Source organism: Pedobacter glucosidilyticus DSM 23534, from assembly GCF_000425145.1.
GTDB classification, from domain to species: Bacteria; Bacteroidota; Bacteroidia; order Sphingobacteriales; family Sphingobacteriaceae; genus Pseudopedobacter; species Pseudopedobacter glucosidilyticus.
Window position 1 is genome coordinate 195,382 of record NZ_KE384312.1, and the last position, 19,903, is coordinate 215,284.

The 19,903-nt window shown below is 34.0% G+C and carries 16 protein-coding genes; 9 read left to right on the forward strand and 7 right to left on the reverse strand.

Features of this window, described 5'->3' with window-relative positions:
- Positions 1-13 precede the first annotated feature (13 nt).
- The 3 genes from H510_RS0115300 to H510_RS19170 are packed head-to-tail and all read left to right on the forward strand — an operon-like array spanning position 14 to position 6,009.
- Positions 14-2,173, forward strand: a complete 2,160-nt coding sequence (locus tag H510_RS0115300) for a glycoside hydrolase family 3 C-terminal domain-containing protein (RefSeq protein WP_081659305.1) — start codon at positions 14-16, stop codon at positions 2,171-2,173.
- A 28-nt stretch (positions 2,174-2,201) separates the two neighbouring features.
- Positions 2,202-4,598 carry a glycoside hydrolase family 3 N-terminal domain-containing protein gene (locus tag H510_RS0115305; RefSeq protein ID WP_026905107.1) on the forward strand — a complete coding sequence of 799 codons (2,397 nt, stop codon included), beginning with the start codon at positions 2,202-2,204 and terminating at the stop codon, positions 4,596-4,598.
- Positions 4,599-4,614: 16 nt separating this feature from the next.
- A complete protein-coding gene (locus H510_RS19170) occupies positions 4,615-6,009 on the forward strand; it encodes a hypothetical protein (protein WP_051291311.1) in 1,395 nt (464 codons plus the stop codon).
- Positions 6,010-6,233: 224 nt separating this feature from the next.
- Here H510_RS19170 and H510_RS0115315 read toward each other — a convergent pair whose 3' ends face one another.
- On the reverse strand, positions 6,234-8,267 hold the full coding sequence (locus tag H510_RS0115315) for a right-handed parallel beta-helix repeat-containing protein (protein ID WP_026905108.1): 2,034 nt from the start codon (positions 8,265-8,267) through the stop codon (positions 6,234-6,236).
- Positions 8,268-8,477: 210 nt separating this feature from the next.
- On the opposite strand from H510_RS0115315, the gene H510_RS0115320 reads away from it, so the two are divergent.
- Positions 8,478-9,905, forward strand: coding sequence for an amidohydrolase (locus tag H510_RS0115320; protein WP_026905109.1), 1,428 nt, complete (start codon positions 8,478-8,480; stop codon positions 9,903-9,905).
- Between the two features lie 3 nt (positions 9,906-9,908).
- On the opposite strand, the gene H510_RS0115325 is transcribed toward H510_RS0115320, so the two are convergent.
- Complete coding sequence (locus H510_RS0115325; RefSeq protein WP_026905110.1) at positions 9,909-10,775, reverse strand: AraC family transcriptional regulator; 867 nt, start codon at positions 10,773-10,775, stop codon at positions 9,909-9,911.
- A gap of 306 nt (positions 10,776-11,081) precedes the next feature.
- Between H510_RS0115325 and H510_RS0115330 the strand changes: the two genes are divergently transcribed.
- Both H510_RS0115330 and H510_RS0115335 read left to right on the forward strand, forming a co-directional pair.
- The gene (locus H510_RS0115330; protein ID WP_051291313.1) at positions 11,082-11,528 is read left to right on the forward strand and encodes a nuclear transport factor 2 family protein; all 447 of its coding nucleotides are present in this window, start codon (positions 11,082-11,084) and stop codon (positions 11,526-11,528) included.
- A gap of 97 nt (positions 11,529-11,625) precedes the next feature.
- Positions 11,626-12,381: an ATP-binding protein gene (locus H510_RS0115335; RefSeq protein WP_155978004.1), complete on the forward strand. Its 756-nt coding sequence runs from the start codon at positions 11,626-11,628 to the stop codon at positions 12,379-12,381.
- A gap of 442 nt (positions 12,382-12,823) precedes the next feature.
- Here the strand turns inward: H510_RS0115335 and H510_RS0115340 are convergent, their stop codons facing one another.
- The 5 genes from H510_RS0115340 to H510_RS0115360 all read right to left on the reverse strand — a co-directional run bounded on the left by H510_RS0115340 (position 12,824) and on the right by H510_RS0115360 (position 16,642).
- Positions 12,824-13,540, reverse strand: coding sequence for a hypothetical protein (locus H510_RS0115340; RefSeq protein WP_211226591.1), 717 nt, complete (start codon positions 13,538-13,540; stop codon positions 12,824-12,826).
- Between the two features lie 397 nt (positions 13,541-13,937).
- Positions 13,938-14,384, reverse strand: coding sequence for a hypothetical protein (locus tag H510_RS0115345; RefSeq protein ID WP_155978006.1), 447 nt, complete (start codon positions 14,382-14,384; stop codon positions 13,938-13,940).
- Positions 14,385-14,800: 416 nt separating this feature from the next.
- Positions 14,801-15,244, reverse strand: coding sequence for a hypothetical protein (locus tag H510_RS0115350; protein WP_026905115.1), 444 nt, complete (start codon positions 15,242-15,244; stop codon positions 14,801-14,803).
- A gap of 210 nt (positions 15,245-15,454) precedes the next feature.
- Positions 15,455-16,027 carry a non-canonical purine NTP diphosphatase gene (locus tag H510_RS0115355; protein WP_026905116.1) on the reverse strand — a complete coding sequence of 191 codons (573 nt, stop codon included), beginning with the start codon at positions 16,025-16,027 and terminating at the stop codon, positions 15,455-15,457.
- 12 nt (positions 16,028-16,039) lie between these two features.
- Complete coding sequence (locus H510_RS0115360) at positions 16,040-16,642, reverse strand: hypothetical protein (RefSeq protein WP_026905117.1); 603 nt, start codon at positions 16,640-16,642, stop codon at positions 16,040-16,042.
- An 85-nt stretch (positions 16,643-16,727) separates the two neighbouring features.
- Between H510_RS0115360 and H510_RS0115365 the strand changes: the two genes are divergently transcribed.
- From H510_RS0115365 to H510_RS0115375, 3 genes are read left to right on the forward strand one after another with little or no spacing between them, the layout of a single operon-like run.
- Positions 16,728-17,585 carry a peptidylprolyl isomerase gene (locus tag H510_RS0115365; protein ID WP_026905118.1) on the forward strand — a complete coding sequence of 286 codons (858 nt, stop codon included), beginning with the start codon at positions 16,728-16,730 and terminating at the stop codon, positions 17,583-17,585.
- The gene (locus tag H510_RS0115370; RefSeq protein ID WP_026905119.1) at positions 17,582-18,943 is read left to right on the forward strand and encodes a peptidylprolyl isomerase; all 1,362 of its coding nucleotides are present in this window, start codon (positions 17,582-17,584) and stop codon (positions 18,941-18,943) included. Before H510_RS0115365 ends, H510_RS0115370 begins: the two co-directional genes overlap by 4 nt.
- Complete coding sequence (locus H510_RS0115375; RefSeq protein ID WP_026905120.1) at positions 18,936-19,901, forward strand: AAA family ATPase; 966 nt, start codon at positions 18,936-18,938, stop codon at positions 19,899-19,901. Before H510_RS0115370 ends, H510_RS0115375 begins: the two co-directional genes overlap by 8 nt.
- The last annotated feature ends 2 nt before the right edge of the window (positions 19,902-19,903 follow it).

Genomic DNA, 19,903 nt, shown 5'->3' on the forward strand with positions numbered 1-19,903 from the left:
AATTCTTCATATCATGATTAATAAATGTACCTGCTTCTTGGTTTTGATAAGCTTTTTTAATACTGCATCAGCACAAGAAAAAAATATAGAAAGAAAAATAGATAGCCTGATTTCTTTGATGACACTTGAAGAAAAAGTAGGGATGATTCATGCTAATTCTTCTTTTACCTCTGGCGGAGTTCCGCGTTTAGGTATTCCAGAACTGATAACTTCTGATGGACCACATGGAGTAAGGGTAGAACACGGTAGAGATTGGGATTATACCAATGATAACGTAGATGATGCCGGTACTTATTTACCAACCGGAATTGGACTTGCAGCCACTTGGAATACCAAATTAGGTTATGAATTTGGGAAAGTATTAGCTAATGAAGCCAAAGCAAGAGGAAAAGACGTGATTTTGGGACCCGGTGTCAATATTATTAGAACACCTTTAAACGGAAGGAATTTTGAGTATTTAAGTGAAGATCCTTATTTAAATGCCCGTATGGCTGTTGGTTATATCAAAGGTGTACAAGACCAAGGCATATCTGCCAGTGTAAAGCATTACATTGCCAACAACCAAGAAAAAGACAGAAATACCATAGATGTAAATATGAGCGATAGAGCTTTGCATGAAATTTATTTACCGGGTTTTAAGGCTGCTGTTTTAGAAGGCGATGTAAATACGGTAATGGGTTCTTACAATAAATTTAGAGGGCAGTGGGCGGCTCAAAATCACTATTTAATCAATCAGATTTTAAAAGGACAATGGGGCTTTAAAGGGGTATTGATAAGTGATTGGGGTGCTATACATAACACCATGGAAGCCTTATACAATGGTACGGATATAGAGTTTGGCTCTGAGTTTACCTTACCTAAAGGGGCAGGTTATAATGATTTCTTCTTAGCAGATACCGTAATTAGTTTAGTTAAGGATAAAAAAGTACCTGTAGCTATTATTGATGAAAAGGTAAGACGCATTTTAAGAATCATGTATAAAACCAATATGTTGGAGAATGCTAAACGTACACCAGGTGCATTTGCTACACCAGCACATTTTAAAAAAGCCCTAGAAATTGCAGAAGAGTCTATTGTGCTTTTAAAAAATGAGAATAACATTTTGCCTTTAAATGCAAAGAAAATTAAAACTATTGCAGTTATCGGACTTAATGCAAAACGTCCGCATGCTTTTGGTGGAGGTAGCTCTCATGTTAAAGCAAAATATGAGATTACTCCCTTACAAGGTATAGAGAGATATTTTGCTGGTAAAGCAAAAGTAGTTTATGCTGATGGTTATGAAATCAAAAGAGGTGCTGTAGCTAACCCTCAGTTAATTAATGAAGCAGTTAAGTTAGCAACAAACGCAGACCAAGTAATTTTTGTAGGAGGCTGGCATCACGGTTATGATTATACCAAATGGGAAGAAAAAGCTTACGATACCGAAGGGGAAGATAAACCCGATATGAAATTGCCATCCGGACAAGATGAACTGATTAAAGCACTATTAAAAGTAAAACCAAATACCATCAATATCATGATGGGAGGCGGTCCTGTTGATATGTCTGCTTGGATTAAGGATGCCGCCGTAGTTGTACAAGCGTGGTACCCTGGTATGGAGGGTGGTACAGCTTTAGCTAACATCATTTTTGGTAAAACAAATCCATCGGGTAAGCTTCCAGTAACTTTTCCAGTAAAGTTAGAAGACTCTCCGGCACATAAACTAGCTGCCTACCCAGGTACAAACGGTGTAACCTATTACAGCGAGGATATATTTGTTGGTTATAGATATTTTGATACCTATCAGGTAAAACCACAATTTGCTTTTGGCCATGGTTTGTCTTATACTCAATTTAAATATGATGATATAAAGGTATTGGTACAGCCAGATAGCACCATAAAAATTACTTTTAATTTAAAAAATACAGGTAAAAAAGCAGGTTATGAAACCGCTCAATTATATGTTGCAGCACTTAACCCAACCATAGCAAGACCTGTAAAAGAGCTAAAAGGCTTTGAAAAAGTATGGTTAAACCCTGGTGAAGCTAAACAGGTTTCTGTGTCTTGTAGTTTAGAGGCTTTTAAATATTTTGATGAAAAAAAATCAAATTGGACTTTAACAAAAGGAAATTATCAAATATTAATAGGCGCTTCTAGTACAGATATTAAACTTAGCGGAGATCTGAAGTTTTAGGAAATATCATCAGCATATTAAATAAGGTATGAATATTAAAGTGTTTTACATCAGTGTATTTTTTTGCTTGGGGCAGATAAATTTTTCTTTTTCGCAAAAGGCTAAAATTTATCATCAAGGATGGATAGATTTTAATAAAAATGGAATTAAAGACATCTATGAAGACCCAAAGCAAGATATAGATAGCCGTATTAACGATTTGCTGTCGAAAATGACATTAGAAGAAAAAACAAACCAATGTGCAACCTTATATGGCTATAAAAGGGTTTTAAAAGACGAACTTCCAACACCTGCATGGCAAAATGAAATCTGGAAAGATGGTATTGCCAATATAGATGAACATTTAAATGGTTTAAAGCCTACACAGTTTTCTTTTCCTTATACCAAACATATCGAGGCAAAAAATACCGTTCAACGCTGGTTTGTAGAGCAAACAAGATTGGGTATCCCGGTTGATTTTACCAATGAAGGGATACACGGTTTAAACCATGATAAAGCCACGCCTCTACCTGCACCTATTGCTATTGGTAGCACTTGGAATAAAACCCTCATTAAACAAGCAGGGCAAATAGTAGGTAAAGAAGGTAAAGCTTTAGGATATACCAATATCTATGCGCCTATACTTGATTTAGCCAGAGACCCAAGATGGGGAAGAGTTGTGGAATGTTATGGAGAAGACCCTTTTTTAGTAGCCGAGTTAGGCAAGCAAATGGTTTTGGGAATACAAGCTCAAGGCCTTGCTTCAACCCTAAAACATTATGCAGTTTATAGTATACCCAAGGGCGGAAGAGATGGAGACGCTAGAACAGACCCACATGTGGCACCAAGAGAATTACATCAAATCCATCTTTATCCATTTAAAAGAGTTATTAAAGAAGCAAAGCCTTGGGGGGTAATGAGTAGTTATAACGATTGGGATGGTGTACCTGTAAGTGCCAGTACTTATTTCCTTACAGATTTACTAAGAAAAGAATATGGTTTTAAAGGTTATGTAGTATCTGATAGTGAAGCTATAGAGTTTGTAAATACCAAACACAGGGTTGCCAATGGCTATAAAGATGGTGTGAGACAAGTAGCCGAAGCAGGAATGAATGTAAGAACGCATTTTACACCGCCACAAGATTATATCTTGCCATTAAGAGAACTGGTAAAAGAGGGTAAACTTTCTTTAGCAACTTTAGATAGAAATGTAGCCGATGTATTAAGAGTTAAATTTAACTTAGGCTTGTTTGATAAGCCTTATGTAGAAGATACTAAGCAAGCAGCCAAAATTGTGAATGATTTGGCTGCTCAAAATTTTGCTGAGGATATAGCAAAGCAATCTTTAGTACTTTTAAAAAACGACAAAAACTTATTGCCCCTACAATTAAAAAATCTTAAAAATATTTTAGTTACTGGTCCTTTAGCGGTAGATAAAACAGTTTATATCAGTAGGTATGGGCCACAAAAATTAAATGTAACATCAGTTTTAGAGGGCATACAAAATTACGTTGGTCAACAAGCAAAGGTATCTTTTGCCAAAGGTTGCGAGGTTATAGATGAAAACTGGCCCGAGAGTGAAATTATTCCTCAAAAGATTACCAAAGCAGAGCAAGCCGGTATAGATGAAGCAGTAAAACAAGCTCAAGCAGCAGATGTTGTTATTGCCGTTTTAGGTGAAGATGAAATTAGGGTAGGAGAAAGTAGGTCTAGAACTAGCTTAGGTTTACCCGGTAAACAATTACAATTATTACAAGCCTTACAAGAAACTGGTAAGCCTATAGTTTTGGTACTGATAAACGGAAGACCTCTAACCATTAATTGGGAGAATAAATATATCCCAGCAATTTTAGAAGCCTGGTTTCCTAATACCAGCGGGCCAAAAGCTATTGCAGAAACTCTTTTTGGAGATCACAATCCGGGCGGTAAACTTACGGTAACATTCCCTAAAAGTGTAGGACAAATAGAATTCAATTTTCCTTTCAAACCTGGCTCACATGCTGGGCAACCAAGTGAAGGCCCAAATGGTTTTGGAAGTACTGCCGTTGAAGGGGCGCTGTATCCATTTGGTTACGGCTTAAGTTATACCACTTTTGCATATAGCAATTTAAAAATTTCGCCAACAGAACAAAACAAAGCTGGTTTAATAAACATTTCTTTTGATGTTAAAAATACAGGTAAATATGATGGAGACGAGATTGTACAGCTGTATATCAAAGATGTGGTAAGCAGTGTTACTACTTATGATAGCCAGCTTAGAGGTTTTGAGCGGGTAAATTTAAAAATTGGTGAAACAAAAACCCTTAACTTTACCCTAAAGCCAGATGATTTGGCATTGTTAGACAAAAACATGAATTGGACAGTAGAGCCCGGTAAATTTGAGGTACGCATAGGTAGTAGCTCAGAGAATATTCAATTAAAAGGTAGTTTTAATATCAAAGAATAAAACAAATAGGTGAAAAATGAGGTGCAAAATATATTTAAGCGTTATTGTTCTTTGGTTTTTATTTACATATCACGCTGCTGCACAGCGTAAACAAAATCGGAAAGGTAATAATGAAATAGGCAATGTTTTTAAAAATGACATTACTGTACCCTCTAAATTTTACATGCTATCGGGTATTCAAAACGATTTATTTGTTGAGCCTATCATCAAAAGATGGAGACCCTACGATGATGTGGTAAGGTTTTCTGGTACGGCCAATTACAGCAGAAGGCTACAAAGGGTAGCGAGTATCGTTAACCCTATAGATAGTACCAGTATTATTTTTAATTTAATTAATACCCAAAATTTTGATACGCTAAAATCTATCAAAACAACCCTATCAGTTGCCCAGCCAGGGGTAGGTAATGATAGTGTCAAGGTTGCCATTATTGGTGATAGCTTTACCAATGGCGCTTTTTTTAAAGATGCCTTATTGATAAAAGGTTATGTACCTAAAATTAAATTGATAGGTTTAAGAGATGTTATAGGTTTTAAAGGGCAGTTTGATGAAGGGCGTGGCGGTTGGACATTGAAACGCTATTTTTCTCCATCTATGGATAGAATAGAACCCTATAACGGTTTTTGGCAACCGCATGGAAATTATAAATATTGGGGAGCAACACATTTTTGGCAGTTAGCAAATGCCATAAGCCAGCAACCAGATGCGAACTGGACTGTTGAAGAAACCTATTATGCCGGCAGGTATACTACCCAAGCTTTAAAATTTGATACTAAAACTGGCTTAAAAATAAATCCTCAAACCGATGATATCATGTTTGATAACGAAACATGTTATTTCATAAAATTTAATGGAAAAAACTGGGAAAAAGTACGCTACGAGGATTTTGATTGGGCTTTTAATTATCCTAAATATTTAAAAATGTGGAATTTAGAAACCCCGCAAATTCTAGCAGAGTTCTTAGGTTTAAATGATTTTAGAGATGTACCTCAGGTTAGTCAGATTGATTTTTCTGAGTGGAATAATCAAATATTAGCTTTAAAAAAATCTTATCAGGAAGCAGCTCCTCAGGGTAAATTTGTGCTCATGATACCAGCCTCAACCTGTGGTTTATTAGATAATACCGCTGGCGATTTTACCATCAAACAAAATGCAGCGATGTGGGAATTAAGAAAAAATATCATCAATAATTTTGATCATTGTGAAGAAGAAGGTATTTATATAGTTGATGCCGGTATAGCCATAGATGGGGTAAACGGGTATGATTATACGCAAGATACTACCTATACTAAACCTTTTACATCTTACCAAGGGAAAAATTATTTTGAGGTACAAACCAAAAACCCTCATCCTTATAGCAATTACGCTACCATGGGTTTATCTTTAGCGGCTTTTATACAAAGGTTTAGATAGTAAGGTTTTGTTCATCCCAAACAAAAATAACCCACATAAAATCTCTGTAAATAGCACTCTTTTTTAACAAGATATTTCTGTTTTCTTATACCTCAAAAGGAGCTATCTTACGTAAATCACCATTTTGTATCCGTAAGCAGAGTCGAAGCCTTTTTCAACTCTGCTCAGGATAACAACTAAAGTCTGATCAATGCGACAAATAAGATTTTTGAGAATCTTCTATTTTATTTACTCTTTTTCAATAAAATCATAGAGCTGAAAGGCTTTAAAATAATAGAGGCATCAACTTTTTCGCCGTTAGGGTAATAATAAATAGCGGCGTCTAAAGTATAAGTTTTATCCTCTTTAGTATCGTTTACAATAATCTCTGCTTCGGCGTTTTTTGCCCAATCGGTTAATGCAGTAACAGCTTTGCTATTTTCTTCTTGTTGATAAAAATTACGCCATTGCTCAAAAGTAAGATGCAATTTAGCATGCTCTGGTATTTGCTTGGTTTCAAAATAAATAGGTGTACTCGACTTGGTGTTGATATAAGTATTATGATCAAATTTACCAACCTGAAAAACTGGGCCTATAAAATTTTTCAAACTAAGTGCTTTTTGCGAAGGCTTATTGCTGGCAATGACATTTCCAGTATTTACGCAATCAAAAATTTTCCCAAGATTTCCCCACTCTGCATAACCCAGTCCTTCTTGGCAATTAAATACATGGTTGCCAATAAAGCTATTTTTAAAAGAAGCATCGTTATTAACCATGCCAGATGCGCCTGTGCTAATAATCGTATTATTAATTACTGTAACATCATTAGAGTTATTATCTAAATAAATCCCAAAAGCTAAATTAGGATTATCAGGAGTAGCCTCACTATCTCCAATGCTGTAGCGTACAATGTTATTTCTAAAAATAGAATGATGAGTAGCGCTAGGTTGGGCGCCATAACAATATAAATTTGCCCCGTCATTTAAAGTTAAACTGCAATAATCAATGATATTATATTCAACCAAATTATTGTAACCATCAACCCTGATACCATTATAACCACAGCTATCTACCTTATTATAACTTACCACATTATGGTGTGCAAAAGTATTATCTATAGTTTTTTTTCGCTCGGTATTATAAATAAGAATACCTGTTGCGCCGTTTACTCCAGTAAAGCCTTGAGCTCTAACCAGCCCAATACGCCTTACAATATTATCAGAAATACTGAGATTATTGGGTTCTAAGGCAGAAATACCTTTTCCAAGGATATCTGTAATGCTATTCCCTTTGATGTTGCAGTAAGAAGATGCGCTATCCAATAAAATGCCCGCTCCATGTATATTTTTAAATTGATTATCCAATACCTGAATATTTGATACATGCCAACCACTGCCAACACCTGCTTTTTCATATTGTTCAAATGCAATATCTTTAACAATAATGTTTTTAATATGATGATTAATAAAAACACCATAATGTTGGGTTACTGCCTTAATATTTTTTGGCGATTTACCTGCTGGCAATTGCACCATTAACTTGTTGTTTTTCCAGCTCCATTCAAAAGCGGTATCTATCATTTGTGGTAAGCCTTCTAAATAAAAGCCATAACCCGCCTTAAACTCATACAAAGAGGTTTGTCCGTTTTTGGTCCTTTCAAAAAAACTTTTATCAATAAAATACCTGTCTTGTGGGCCCTGTATCACTAATGATTTCTTGTATTTGGCAACAGTTCTGGTTTCATAAACCCAATCAATGGTGCGTACTCTTAAAATAGCATCGTTCCAATAGCCATCTGGTTCCTGAAGACTTAAAGCACTTAAAGAATCTTTGCCAAATCCCTTATCTATTTTTAAAAAACCTTTATTGGGATATCTGGCAGGTGTAAACCTAAAATTGTTTTCAAAAACATCATAAATCTTAGTATTGATGTAAGCTTCATAAATATTGTTTCCTACGGCTTTCCAGTTATGGATGGCTGTAGAACCTGTAAAAATAGGTTTTTCGCCCTGGCCATAAGCCGTAATTACAATAGGCTTATTTGTAGAGCCAGATTGCTTAATATCTAGCATCCCTGTAAAGGTATCGCCTCTTTTAAAGAACAAGGTATCGCCCGGTTGTAGTTTAAGATTTTTTAATCGGTTTAAAGTTTTCCAGGCGGATGCAGGCGATTTCCCATTAGCTTTATCATTTCCAGATTCAGAAAAGTAAAAGTTTCTGGCATAAGTAAAGTTGTAAATAAAACATACAAAGAAAATTGCTAAGACTAATTTTTTCATCGTTAATGGATAAAAGAAGATATATTTAATAAAGGTTATACAAAACAAATTTAAAGCTATAGCTATGCAGTATATTCACTGAAATTGACATTTTCTTAAACTTTTCTACATGATACATGCTCATAAATAGTATATCTAGTTTAAACTTTAGATAAAATAGTTTAAAATAAATTTATAGCTTTTGATTTCTTTTACTGTAAATATAAAGAGATGAAATTAGCTAGTTTATTATTGTTTACGATTATAAGTCAACTTGCTATAGCGCAATATAAGCAAGCCGAGCGTCTTAAAAATCAATCGAGTTTAGATATTGATAAAAATTTTTCTATTTACAAAGCCGATGCTTTACAAATCTATCATCATGCTGAATTAGGCTATCAAGAATATAAAAGTAGCGCTTTATTAAAAGATAGGTTAAGAAGTAATGGTTTTGTTATTGACACAGTTTTACAAATGCCTACTGCTTTTGTAGCTAGCTATGGTAGTGGTAAACCCGTTATCGCAATTTTAGCTGAGTATGATGCTTTACCCGGTTTCTCACAGCAGGTAAGTACGGTAAAGCAGCCCAATCCTAAGCAAAGCAACGGGCATGCCTGTGGGCATCATTTATTTGGTGTAGGTAGTGTGGCCGCGGGTATAGAAATTAAAAAACTGATAGCCCAAGGTAAGTTAAAAGGTACTGTAAAAATTTATGGATGCCCAGCAGAAGAAGGGGGAAGCGGTAAAGTTTACTTAGTTAGAGATGGTTTTTTTAAAGATGTTGATGTAGCCTTGCATTGGCATCCATCTGCCAGAAACAGGGTTATTACTACCGATGCTTTAGCAAACATCTCTGCTAAGTTTAGATTTAAGGGCGTTTCTTCCCATGCGTCTGCATCTCCACAAAGAGGTAGGAGTGCTTTAGATGGCGTTGAAGCTATGAATTTTATGGTGAATATGATGCGTGAACATATCCCTCAAGAAGCAAGAATACATTACATCATCACAGATGGTGGTAAAGCCCCTAACGTAGTTCCAGATTTTGCAGAGGTATATTATTATGTTAGGTATCCTGATAAAGAGCAAGCAAGAGAATTATTTAACCGTGTGGTATCTTGTGCAAAAGGTGCAGCCCTAGGTACTGAAACTTCTGTGGAACATGAAATTATTGGCGGTACGCATGATTTACTTCTGAATATCAGTTTGGCAAAGCTGATGTATAAAAATCTGGAAATGGTAGGAGGAATTAATTATACAACAACTGAATTTTCTTTTGCTCAAGAGCTATCAAAAACCTTAAATAGAGAATTAATTGTGCCTAATAAAGTAGAAACATTTTCTTTGTTAAAAGAAAGTACCAATGGCAGTACCGATGTAGGAGATGTGAGTTATACCATACCCACTGTAGGTGTAAATACGGCAACATGGGTGCCTGGCGTTGCTGCACACAGTTGGCAGGCAGTGGCTTGCGGAGGTACTGATATTGCTATAAAAGGAACTGTAAATGCCATAAAAACAATGGTTTATACGGCTATAGATTTATATACGCAACCCAAGCATATAGAAGCTGCTAAGTTAGAATTTAATCATGCGCTTAAAAATTATCAATACAAACCCTTATTAGGTGATAGAGCGCCTGCATTAAATTATAGAGACTAATGTTTATTGCCCAAAATTCTTTTGATAATCAAAAGGTGTTTTACCTGTGATAGATTTAAAGCATTTATAAAAGTTTGTTAAGTTATTAAACCCACTCTCATAACAAACTTGTGTAACTGATAATTTATTTTCAATCAGGAGTTTACAGGCATAACCTACCCTTATCTCTTTCAGGAAATCAGAAAATCTTTTTCTTGTTTTGGTCTTGAAATACCTGCAAAAGGAGTTAGGACTTACACTGGCAATATCAGAAATTTCTTCTAATGTTATTTTCCTTTTAAAATTAGATGAACAGTAAGCATAAATTTTACTGATATTATCTTTATCCTGACTTTCCATTTGTAAATCAAAACCTACAGAGGAAAGTAACCTATTATTTTTACCTTCTGCAATGGTATGCAAAAGGGTTAACAACAAAATAATTCTTAATTCGCCATTAGAGTTTACCAAATCTTTCATCAAAGAAACAACTTTAGGCTTTATTTCTTTTGAAATGATAATGCCTCGTTTAGCATTTATCAAAAGCTCCTTAATTTTTTTATTCTCAGGTAAATTGATAAAACAGTCTGACCAAAAATTGGTTAAAAAATGCGCTACTAAGGCTTCTGCTTTTAAATCTGCGCTATTTTGGAAATAGCTATCATCACACCTCCAATAATGCGGTAAATTGCTGCCAATAAGTAAAATATCGCCCTTTTTAAATCTTTCTATACTGTCTCCAACAAATTGTGTACCGTTTCCCTCTTTGATATAAATCAATTCAACTTCCGGATGATAATGCCATTTGTCATAAAAATAAGGTACAATATCATGCCTGATACTAAAAGAATAATATTCGGAGGGATTTATTTTAAGTAAAGTAGGCTTCATCTAATACGTTTAAAAATTGGCTAAATTTATTGTAGAATACGACTAATATAATATTAATTGTAATAAATATTTACAAGATATTTGTTACATCTATTAAATATAATAAATCATACCATTAACGCACATCAACTTAGAAATACCAAAGTTTTGAAAGCAAACATACATAATTTTAATATCGCATTATTAAACCATATACTATTTATAAAGGACTGTATTTTATACTACTGATTTACAAAATCATATAAAGCTTTAACAAGGCAGTTAGGTTTCTTGCTTATTTTAGTGAGTATTAAAATAACTATAAACATGAAACTTACCTCATTACTAACTTTAACGATTACACTTTTATTTGGTCTTAACTTAGCTTTTGCACAAACTTCTTTAGTAAACACAAATAAGCAAATTGTCCTTAACTTTTATAATGGTTTGTTTGGAGATAAGGATTCTACCGTTATTGATAAATATGTGGTTGAAGATTATATCCAACATAACCCTAACGTAGCAGATGGTAAAGAGGCTTTTAAGCAAGCGACCAGAAAATGGAATATTTACCATACACCTAAAAAGAAAATTGATATTGTTAAAGTTATAGCTGATGAAAATTATGTTGTTTTACATATTAGAGAACCTTGGCAAGATAAGGTTTTCTCTTTGGTGGAAATTTTTAGATTAGAAAACGGCATGATTAAAGAACACTGGGATATCAGGCAACAAGTACCTGCAACAGCGAAAAATAACCATCCTATGTTTTAAATTTTTATTTCCAGAACTCATTTAAATAATTGATGAGCTTTTCTACAGCCAAACCAAATATAGCGCAATATAGCCTAAGCCTGTGTTATAGCTTCTTATGCTTTCCTTGTATTTTTTTCATTTCATTTGTGTTAAATTAAGGCACAAGAAGCTTTTACCCGCTTGCAGCACCCCTAGAAGCCGCTTAATGACTGAAATTTTAGAGAAGACCGGACTGGTAGAACGAAGCGGTCAAGGTGTAGATAAGATATTCTCCATCACCCTATCTGAAGGTAAAGCAGAACCTGATTATAAGAATTCAGATATGTTTCAGGTTTCACTTACCCTACGGACTGAAATTATTGAAAAGGCATTTCATGTTTTCGTAAGTCAATATCAAAACAGCGAGAAAGAACCAAAATTTGGCGTTGAGCAAATCATTACGCTTTGTAAAATCCGTAATAGCATTTTTCAGAACCTTAAAGCTGAAATTGTAAGTCAGTTAGAAAAATCAGGGTTGATTGAAAAAATATCAGGGCATACTAACAGATATACTTTATCTCAAGAATACCATGCACTGGTAAATGATGGTTTGAAAATTGGCAAAAGGTATTTGATAAAAGAGATTGAAATTCTACTTCTGTCATTACAAGGAAACGCTTTGAAGATTGGTGATTTAGAAGGTTTATTAAAAGAATCCCTATCAAGAAATCAGATAAACTATTTGAAGATGAAACTAATGGAAGATAATATACTGAAAGTAGAAGGTAAAATAAAAGGTGCTCGATATTCTATTACTGATAAATATGCTGATTTAAGAGGTGATGTTTTACTAAGTGCAGTTATTGCAGAACTAAGAAGTAAATATGAATAAGTAGCTAATTATCTATATGCTGTTAATGATTCTCTGTATGCTAAAAATAAAATAGCTAAAGAAGATGCTGCTATTCTTTGTATTGCAGCTACTAGAGATAGTGCTAGTAATACGTAAATACTTAAAAATACTGATTATCAGCTTTTTAAAAATAAACTTATCGGGGTTTCAATTCTCTGTATCGGGTTCCGGATTCTCTGTATTCATTCCGGCACTTGGAAATTCAATTCTCTGTATCGGGTATCCAGTTCTCTAAAAATTAAAAAGTAATGAACACCCACAAGATGGCTAGAATATAGCCTAAACCTCTGTAATAGCTTCTTGTGTTTTCTTTACATTTATTTCCATTTCATTTGTATAATTATTAAGGCACAAGAAGCTTTTACCCGCTTGCTTTGGTTTTTATTGCGTTATTGGAGTAGAAATAGAAACTTCCAATTCTTTATTTATTATTTATTAGCTTCAACTTCGTAATTTTAATATCATTGTCTTTTATTTTTATTAAAACATCATTTGTCTTTTTGGTATCTTCTTCTGAAAAAGCAAAATCAGTCACTCTAATACTGCCATCTAAATTAATATTGAACAGCCTAAACCAATTAAAGAAATAAGCTTCTTCCCAAAAAAACACAGTTATAATCTTTACATCTTTTGTTTGTTTATTATAAAATAGCAGGTTGCCAACCTGTAAGAAAAATTGATCTGATTCGCCGTAATTTTTGGGCCTATTGATTGGATAAGATAAATAGAAAACTTCATAGTTACCCATTTTCGGGAGTCGATAACTATAATGTGTAGACTTTTGCAATTCGTTTTCAGTTCTATTATTTAATGGTATATATTCATAATTTTTAATTTCGGGTAATTGATAATTTTTATGGATACGATTTAGTTTTAAAAAACAATCAATGATATCATTCATGGATTTCTGAAATTTTGTTTGAGCAGAATCATCAAATGGTGGAGTTATTTCCCATTCGATAGGAAAATTTGTCTTTTCAAACATTTCACATCCAAAGGGCAGTACTTTTACATCTTTATTATAAACTGAAATCAATGTATCAGGATTAGATATTTTGGCATCAACGCTCAATAAGTTTTTCTTAGTTGATTTTAAAGTATTCTCATTGGAATCTTCGACACTTTGAGTGCCTTTCATTGCTTGATTGTTCGGCGAAGTACAAGAAATTATTAATGTTAGTATTAATAATATGTAAGAAATGCTTTTAGTCATGACTATTATTTATTTTAATCAAAAAGTTCGTATAATGAATATGCCCTTAATGCAAACTGGGTTTTCCCTTCTCTTGCAAGTATGCAGCCTTAGCCATGTGCGGCTATGTACTTGTGCATTGTAAAAAGAACTTTTCATAATCATCAATTTATTTTTTAATATTAATGCCTCCTCATTCAAAGGCATAAGTACTCTTCCCTCATTCCCCTGCTGCATACTTGTACCAAACTGGGTGTTGACAATGGGGAGATGAAGATATATGACATAGTTATTGCTATTTAATAATAATATTTTATGTATGTTGTGACTTCCAACATGGATATTATTTATTTGGATATACTCTTATATTTGTATACCTATTTCCTAAGAAAAATGTCAATGTGTCGTATTCTAATACGTAATCTCCTGCTAAAGAATCTAAATTACCCAATTTCAATATATCGGCCTTTGATTTATACTCTTGTCTGGAAACGATAGTTAAAAATTTAATTTCTTTTGTATAGGGTATATAACAAATAGATAAGCTAATAGTAGAGTCTCCACGAAACTTCTCATAAATCCGATAAGAATGGCTTCCTCTTGTCTTGAGTACTCCTTTCTGATTCTTGAATGGATCATGGTCGGAATAATTATTACCTAAAATATAAGTAACTTCATCGATATTTTTACCTATCAATGAAGGTATGTCAAATACGACTTTAGGCTCTGGATAAAAACAACCTGCCAGGAATAAAAAAGAAGAAAGCATTATTAAAATTTTATTTTTCATATAAAAATTATTTATATAATTTCGGAAACTCTTCTCGGGCGCAAAGTATGCAGCCTTAGCCATGTGCGGCTATGTACCTGTGCATTGTAAAAAGAACTTTTTATAATCATCAATTTATTTTTAATACCTCTTCAAAGGCACAAGTACGCTTCTCTTATTGCCCAGCTGCATACTTGCGCCAAACTGGGGGATACAGAAGAAGTACTTGAATACCGTTTAATTATTAAATTTTTGTAATAGACATTATTTAGCAAACCACTAATGCCAGACGATATAAAATTAAGCTCCTCCGGTACTTGGTTAGGAGAAACTAATGTTGATAATGGGGAAATAAACATATCTGACATAAATCTATAGCTATTTTAATTTTTAATAAATGTCAATCATTCAAATAATATTCTAACAGAAAAAAATTGTTAATATTTTGGGTATACATTCACTGCCGTAAAATCATTAGTGTAACCGCCATTCACATCATTACCTTGGATATCATATTCGCTCCAGCCGTCGCTAAGAGTGATTCTGTATTTACTAGAATTTTTATCTAAATTTCCTATTAATAACAAATCTTCTATCTCTGCCATCGAAAAATTTAATTGTCTAAAGTTTTTTAAATCTGAGCAATAATTAAAAAGTTCAGCTTTCTTTGTTTTATCATTATATTCAATAAACAGAAACCAACCATTTTTTCTACAGGTGAAAATTTTATAACCTTCTTTATCGGAATCAGTCAATCTTTTATTTTCTGCCGAAATTCTAACTATTTCATTAATATCTTTACCTATTAATGAAGGAATATCGAATACAACTTCACCAACTATCGGTTTCGGCTTACAAGAAACCAAGAAAAATGAGCTCATGATTAAAAAATAGAATATCCTCATATCAAAGTTTTCCAGAAATTTTACACTTAAAATTCACTTTCGAAATAAATGGCACATATCCTTTTCTGTGTTGCAGAACCCACTAAGCAGAAAATCCTTTATCGACCCCAAGGATAACACAATATAACCTAAGCCCATATAATAGCTTCTTGTGCTTTCCTTGTAATAAAAAACGAGGCTTTACCTTTATAAACCATTTAAGTAATGAATAAGCTTTTCTACAGCTAAACCCCTGTGGCTGATATTATTTTTACTCGCCATATCCATCTCTGCAAAAGTAATGGGGTAACCTTCGGGTTCAAAAATAGCATCATAGCCAAAACCGCCTGTACCGGCTCTTTCTGTGCGAATATTCCCATTTACAATACCTTCGAATAAAATTTCTTCTCCGTTTAATATCAAAGAGATAACGGTTCTAAAACAAGCCTTGCGATTGCCCTCGTTTTCAAGTTTCTCTAGCACTAAATCGATGTTTTTTTCAGTATCTCTACTTCCGCTGTACCGGGCAGAAAATACACCTGGTTCTTGGTTAAGGGCTTCAATTTCTAAGCCTGTATCATCAGCAAAGCAGTTTATTTGGTAATTATCAAAAACATAATGGCTTTTAATAGAGGCGTTTTCTTCTAAAGTTAACCCAGTTTCGGCAATATCCTCAAAGCAACCAATATCAGCCAAGCTTAAAACCTTAATCTGTTGGTTTATTTTTGATTGTACTTCTGCTACTTTGTGTGCATTATTTGTGGCAAATACCAATTGCATAGCTTTTTAATATTAGAAATTTTTCAATTCGTTCCAGTAGATAGTTTTCTTTTTTACATCGGTATCTAACAAAGGTAAAGCCCATGTGCCTAATATTTTTACCCCCTCAAATTCTCCGGCTTTGTTTGCTATAATGCCTTGTATTTGTAGTGATTTTGGGTCTATTCCAAACGTTAAAATTTTGTTACAAGCAAAATATTCTTTTAAATCTTTAAAGGCTAAATCCGCATAACTATTGGTGTTTAAGATGGCAATATCATGTAAATCAAGTTTTTTAGCAGCCAAAATTTTTAAAAGAAAAGCTAAGTCTTTATCGTTTATAAACTGATGCGTTTTATCGTTTACAATAATGAGCAGATATTTATTGTTATCACCTAAATAATTAAAAACTGGTTTGCTTGCAACAGCTTGTGGTTTTGATGCTTCTGGCGTTTCTATTGGCTTATTTTGTAAAACGGGTATAACAATTTTACTTTCTACAGCTGTTTCAGGTTCTTCTTTTGGGGTTATAATAATTTCTGCATTTTGGATGTTTTCAACAGGTTCAATAACATATAAATCCTCATTCAAAAGAATACTTAATGCTAAAGGGTGGGCTGTATTTAAAGAATCCATAAGGGCAAATTTAGGGTTAAATATTGTTAAAAATTTTAAAATGCTTCATGTTTTACATAAAAAGACTTTACATTCGTTTAAATTCATGAATAACTATATACTTCGCATTTTTTGTTTGGCTATTTCAGTTGCTTTTGCCTCTTGTGGCAAGTTTACCAGCAATGAAGAGCAGCCCATAGCAAGAGCCTATGATAAATATCTTTACGCTAAAGATATCGAAGGTATAGTCCCTCCAAATATCCATGGTAATGATAGCATAGCCATTGTAAGAGGCTTTATAGACCAATGGCAGCATGATATGGTCTTACAACATCAAGCAGAGGAAAACATCCAAGTTGATGAAAAATATATCCAAGAGCAGCTTGAAAATTACCGTAAATCTCTCATCCGTTTCCAGTACGAGCAAGAATTAATTAACCAAAAGTTGGATACCACTGTTACCGAAGAAGAAATTGCGAAATATTATGAAGAGCATAAGAAGAACTTTCAATTAAAAAAACCGATATTAAAGGTCTCTTACATCAAACTTAGTGATAAGGCGCCTAAAATAGATATGGTGAAAAAGCTTTTTACCTCTAAAGATGTTAGAGACAGAGATTTACTTGAGAAATATTGTTTTAAGTACTCGCCAGCATTTTCTTTAATGGATACCAGCTGGCATTATATTGATGAACTGGAGAAAACACTACCCATATCAAAAATTGGATCGTATAATTACGAAACATTAAACCGTATTTTTCAGATTTCTGAAAATAATACATTATATCTCCTAATTTTGCGAGGCTCTAAATTTCGCGATAGCTTATCGCCTTTAGCGTTTGAAAAAGAGAATATTAAAAATTTAATACTAAATCAGCGTAAGCTGAAGTTAATAAGCCAAATGGAAAGAGAAGTTTTTCAGGAGGCTCAAAAAAATAACGAATTAGAAGTGTACAAGAAATGAAAAATTATTTAATAATAGCGCTACTTTTAGTAAGTAACAGCCTTCTGGCACAAAAGAAGGTAATAGACAAAGTAGTTGCCGTGGTGGGCGATAATGTGATTTTACAATCTGAGGTTGACCAACAATATGCGCAATACTTAGTGCAAGGTACCAAGCCAGACCCTGGTATTAAATGCTATATTTTACAAAATATGTTGAGCCAGAAACTGCTATCGCAACAAGCCGTTATAGATTCTATTACGGTTAATGATGATGAAGTGGATGAAGAAATCGACAGAAGAATGCGTAGATCTATTGCTAACGCAGGTGGGCAAGATAGGTTAGAAGAATTCTTAGGGCGCTCTGTTTTACAGTATAAAGATGAAATCAGACCAGATATCAGAGAGCAATTGGTAGCTCAAAAAATGCAGGCTAAAATCACTGAAAAGGTAGAGGTAACGCCTTTAGATGTAAGAAGATTTTTTAACGACATTCCTAAAGACTCGCTTCCTACCTTTAATACCGAAGTAGAAGTAGGAGAATTGGTGGTTTATCCCGAGCTAACTAAAAAAGAGAAAGAATTTTATAGAGACAAAGCAGAAGCTTTACGTTTAAGAGTTAAAAGTGGCGATAACTTTGCAACCTTAGCGAGGTTATATTCTCAAGATCCTGGCTCTGCAGCCGATGGTGGAGAGCTACCTTCTTTTGATAGACAAACCATGGCAAAAGAATTTACAGCCTGGGCTTTTAAACTCAAAGAGAAAGAAATGTCTCCTGTTTTTGAAACAGAATTTGGTTTCCACTTTTTAGAAGTTCTAGAAAGAAAAGGCGAGCAAGTAAGAGCAAGACATATTCTCATTATACCAGAAACAACTCCGGCTTCTTTAGACAGAGCCAAAGTAGAAATAGACTCTATTTACAAAAAAGTTATAGATAAAAAGATGGATTTTTCTACAGCCGCATCTCTGTATTCTGATAATAACGATACCAAGTATAATGGTGGGATGATTTTAAATTACGAGAGTTCTAATAGAACTACATTTATTCCTACCGATAAGTTAGACCCATCAGTATTTTTGGTTGTAGATACCATGAAAGTTGGATCTTATTCTAAGCCAGAAATTTTTACTGATGCCAGAGGTAAAAAAGGCTATCGTTTTTTATATTTAAGATCTAAAACCCCACCTCATAAAGCTAATTTAGAGCAAGATTTACCAAAACTTAAAGAAGCTGCTTACGAAACTAAAGTAAATAAGGTAGTAAGCGAGTGGTTTGAGAAAAGAAGAAAAGCAAGTTATATTAAAATAGATAAAGAATTTCAATCTTGTGATGTTTTGCAAGAATGGATAACCAAACCAGTAACAGCTAATAATGAATAAATATCAGTCAGAAGTAGAGGCTATTGATGCATTATGTTTATCCTACAAAGAAATCAGGAAAGAGATTTCTAAGGTGATAGTAGGGCAAGACAAAGTTGTTGAAGCAGTATTAATATCTGTTTTTAGCAATGGCCATTGCTTATTGGTTGGTGTACCAGGTTTAGCTAAAACTTTATTGGTACAAACCGTCTCCAGGGTACTAGATTTATCTTTTAACCGAATACAATTTACACCAGATTTAATGCCTTCTGATATCATTGGAAGCGAAATTTTGGGCGAAGAAAGAGTTTTTAAATTCATTAAGGGACCTGTGTTTGCCAATATTATTTTGGCCGATGAGATTAACAGAACGCCACCTAAAACGCAGGCTGCTTTATTAGAAGCTATGCAAGAGAAAGCTGTTACTGCCGCTGGTGTTACACATGCTTTACCAAAACCTTTCTTTGTGTTGGCAACTCAAAACCCTATAGAACAAGAGGGTACATATCCTTTACCAGAGGCCCAACTAGATAGGTTTATGTTTAATGTAAGTTTAGATTATCCTTCTTTTGAGGATGAAATAGCTATCGTAAAAAATACAACAGGTACCAAAGTTCAGGATTTGAGAAAAATTATCAATGCCGAGCAGATTACCTATTTCCAACAATTGGTAAGAAATATTCCGGTAACAGACCACGTGGTAGAATATGCCGTGGCGATGGTAGCCAAAACCAGACCACAAGGAACCATGGCTACCGATGCCATAAAGAAATATGTAACTTGGGGCGCAGGCCCTAGAGCTTCTCAGTTTTTAGTGGTAGGTGCTAAATGCCATGCAGCTATCCATGGTAAGTATTCTCCAGATATTGAAGATGTACAAGCCGTAGCAACCGCAATTTTAAGACATCGTATGGTAAAAAATTACAAAGCCGAAGCAGAAGGTATAAGTATAGAAGATATTATAGAAGGCCTGTTTTAACC

Coding starts and splice junctions, on each gene's coding strand:
- H510_RS0115300 (WP_081659305.1), top strand. CDS start 14: ATGATTAATAAATGTACCTGCTTCTTGGTTTTGATAAGCTTTTTTAAT.
- H510_RS0115305 (WP_026905107.1), top strand. CDS start 2,202: ATGAATATTAAAGTGTTTTACATCAGTGTATTTTTTTGCTTGGGGCAG.
- H510_RS19170 (WP_051291311.1), top strand. CDS start 4,615: ATGAGGTGCAAAATATATTTAAGCGTTATTGTTCTTTGGTTTTTATTT.
- H510_RS0115315 (WP_026905108.1), bottom strand. CDS start 8,267: ATGAAAAAATTAGTCTTAGCAATTTTCTTTGTATGTTTTATTTACAAC.
- H510_RS0115320 (WP_026905109.1), top strand. CDS start 8,478: ATGAAATTAGCTAGTTTATTATTGTTTACGATTATAAGTCAACTTGCT.
- H510_RS0115325 (WP_026905110.1), bottom strand. CDS start 10,775: ATGAAGCCTACTTTACTTAAAATAAATCCCTCCGAATATTATTCTTTT.
- H510_RS0115330 (WP_051291313.1), top strand. CDS start 11,082: ATGAAACTTACCTCATTACTAACTTTAACGATTACACTTTTATTTGGT.
- H510_RS0115335 (WP_155978004.1), top strand. CDS start 11,626: ATGCTTTCCTTGTATTTTTTTCATTTCATTTGTGTTAAATTAAGGCAC.
- H510_RS0115340 (WP_211226591.1), bottom strand. CDS start 13,540: ATGAAAGGCACTCAAAGTGTCGAAGATTCCAATGAGAATACTTTAAAA.
- H510_RS0115345 (WP_155978006.1), bottom strand. CDS start 14,384: ATGAAAAATAAAATTTTAATAATGCTTTCTTCTTTTTTATTCCTGGCA.
- H510_RS0115350 (WP_026905115.1), bottom strand. CDS start 15,244: ATGAGCTCATTTTTCTTGGTTTCTTGTAAGCCGAAACCGATAGTTGGT.
- H510_RS0115355 (WP_026905116.1), bottom strand. CDS start 16,027: ATGCAATTGGTATTTGCCACAAATAATGCACACAAAGTAGCAGAAGTA.
- H510_RS0115360 (WP_026905117.1), bottom strand. CDS start 16,642: ATGGATTCTTTAAATACAGCCCACCCTTTAGCATTAAGTATTCTTTTG.
- H510_RS0115365 (WP_026905118.1), top strand. CDS start 16,728: ATGAATAACTATATACTTCGCATTTTTTGTTTGGCTATTTCAGTTGCT.
- H510_RS0115370 (WP_026905119.1), top strand. CDS start 17,582: ATGAAAAATTATTTAATAATAGCGCTACTTTTAGTAAGTAACAGCCTT.
- H510_RS0115375 (WP_026905120.1), top strand. CDS start 18,936: ATGAATAAATATCAGTCAGAAGTAGAGGCTATTGATGCATTATGTTTA.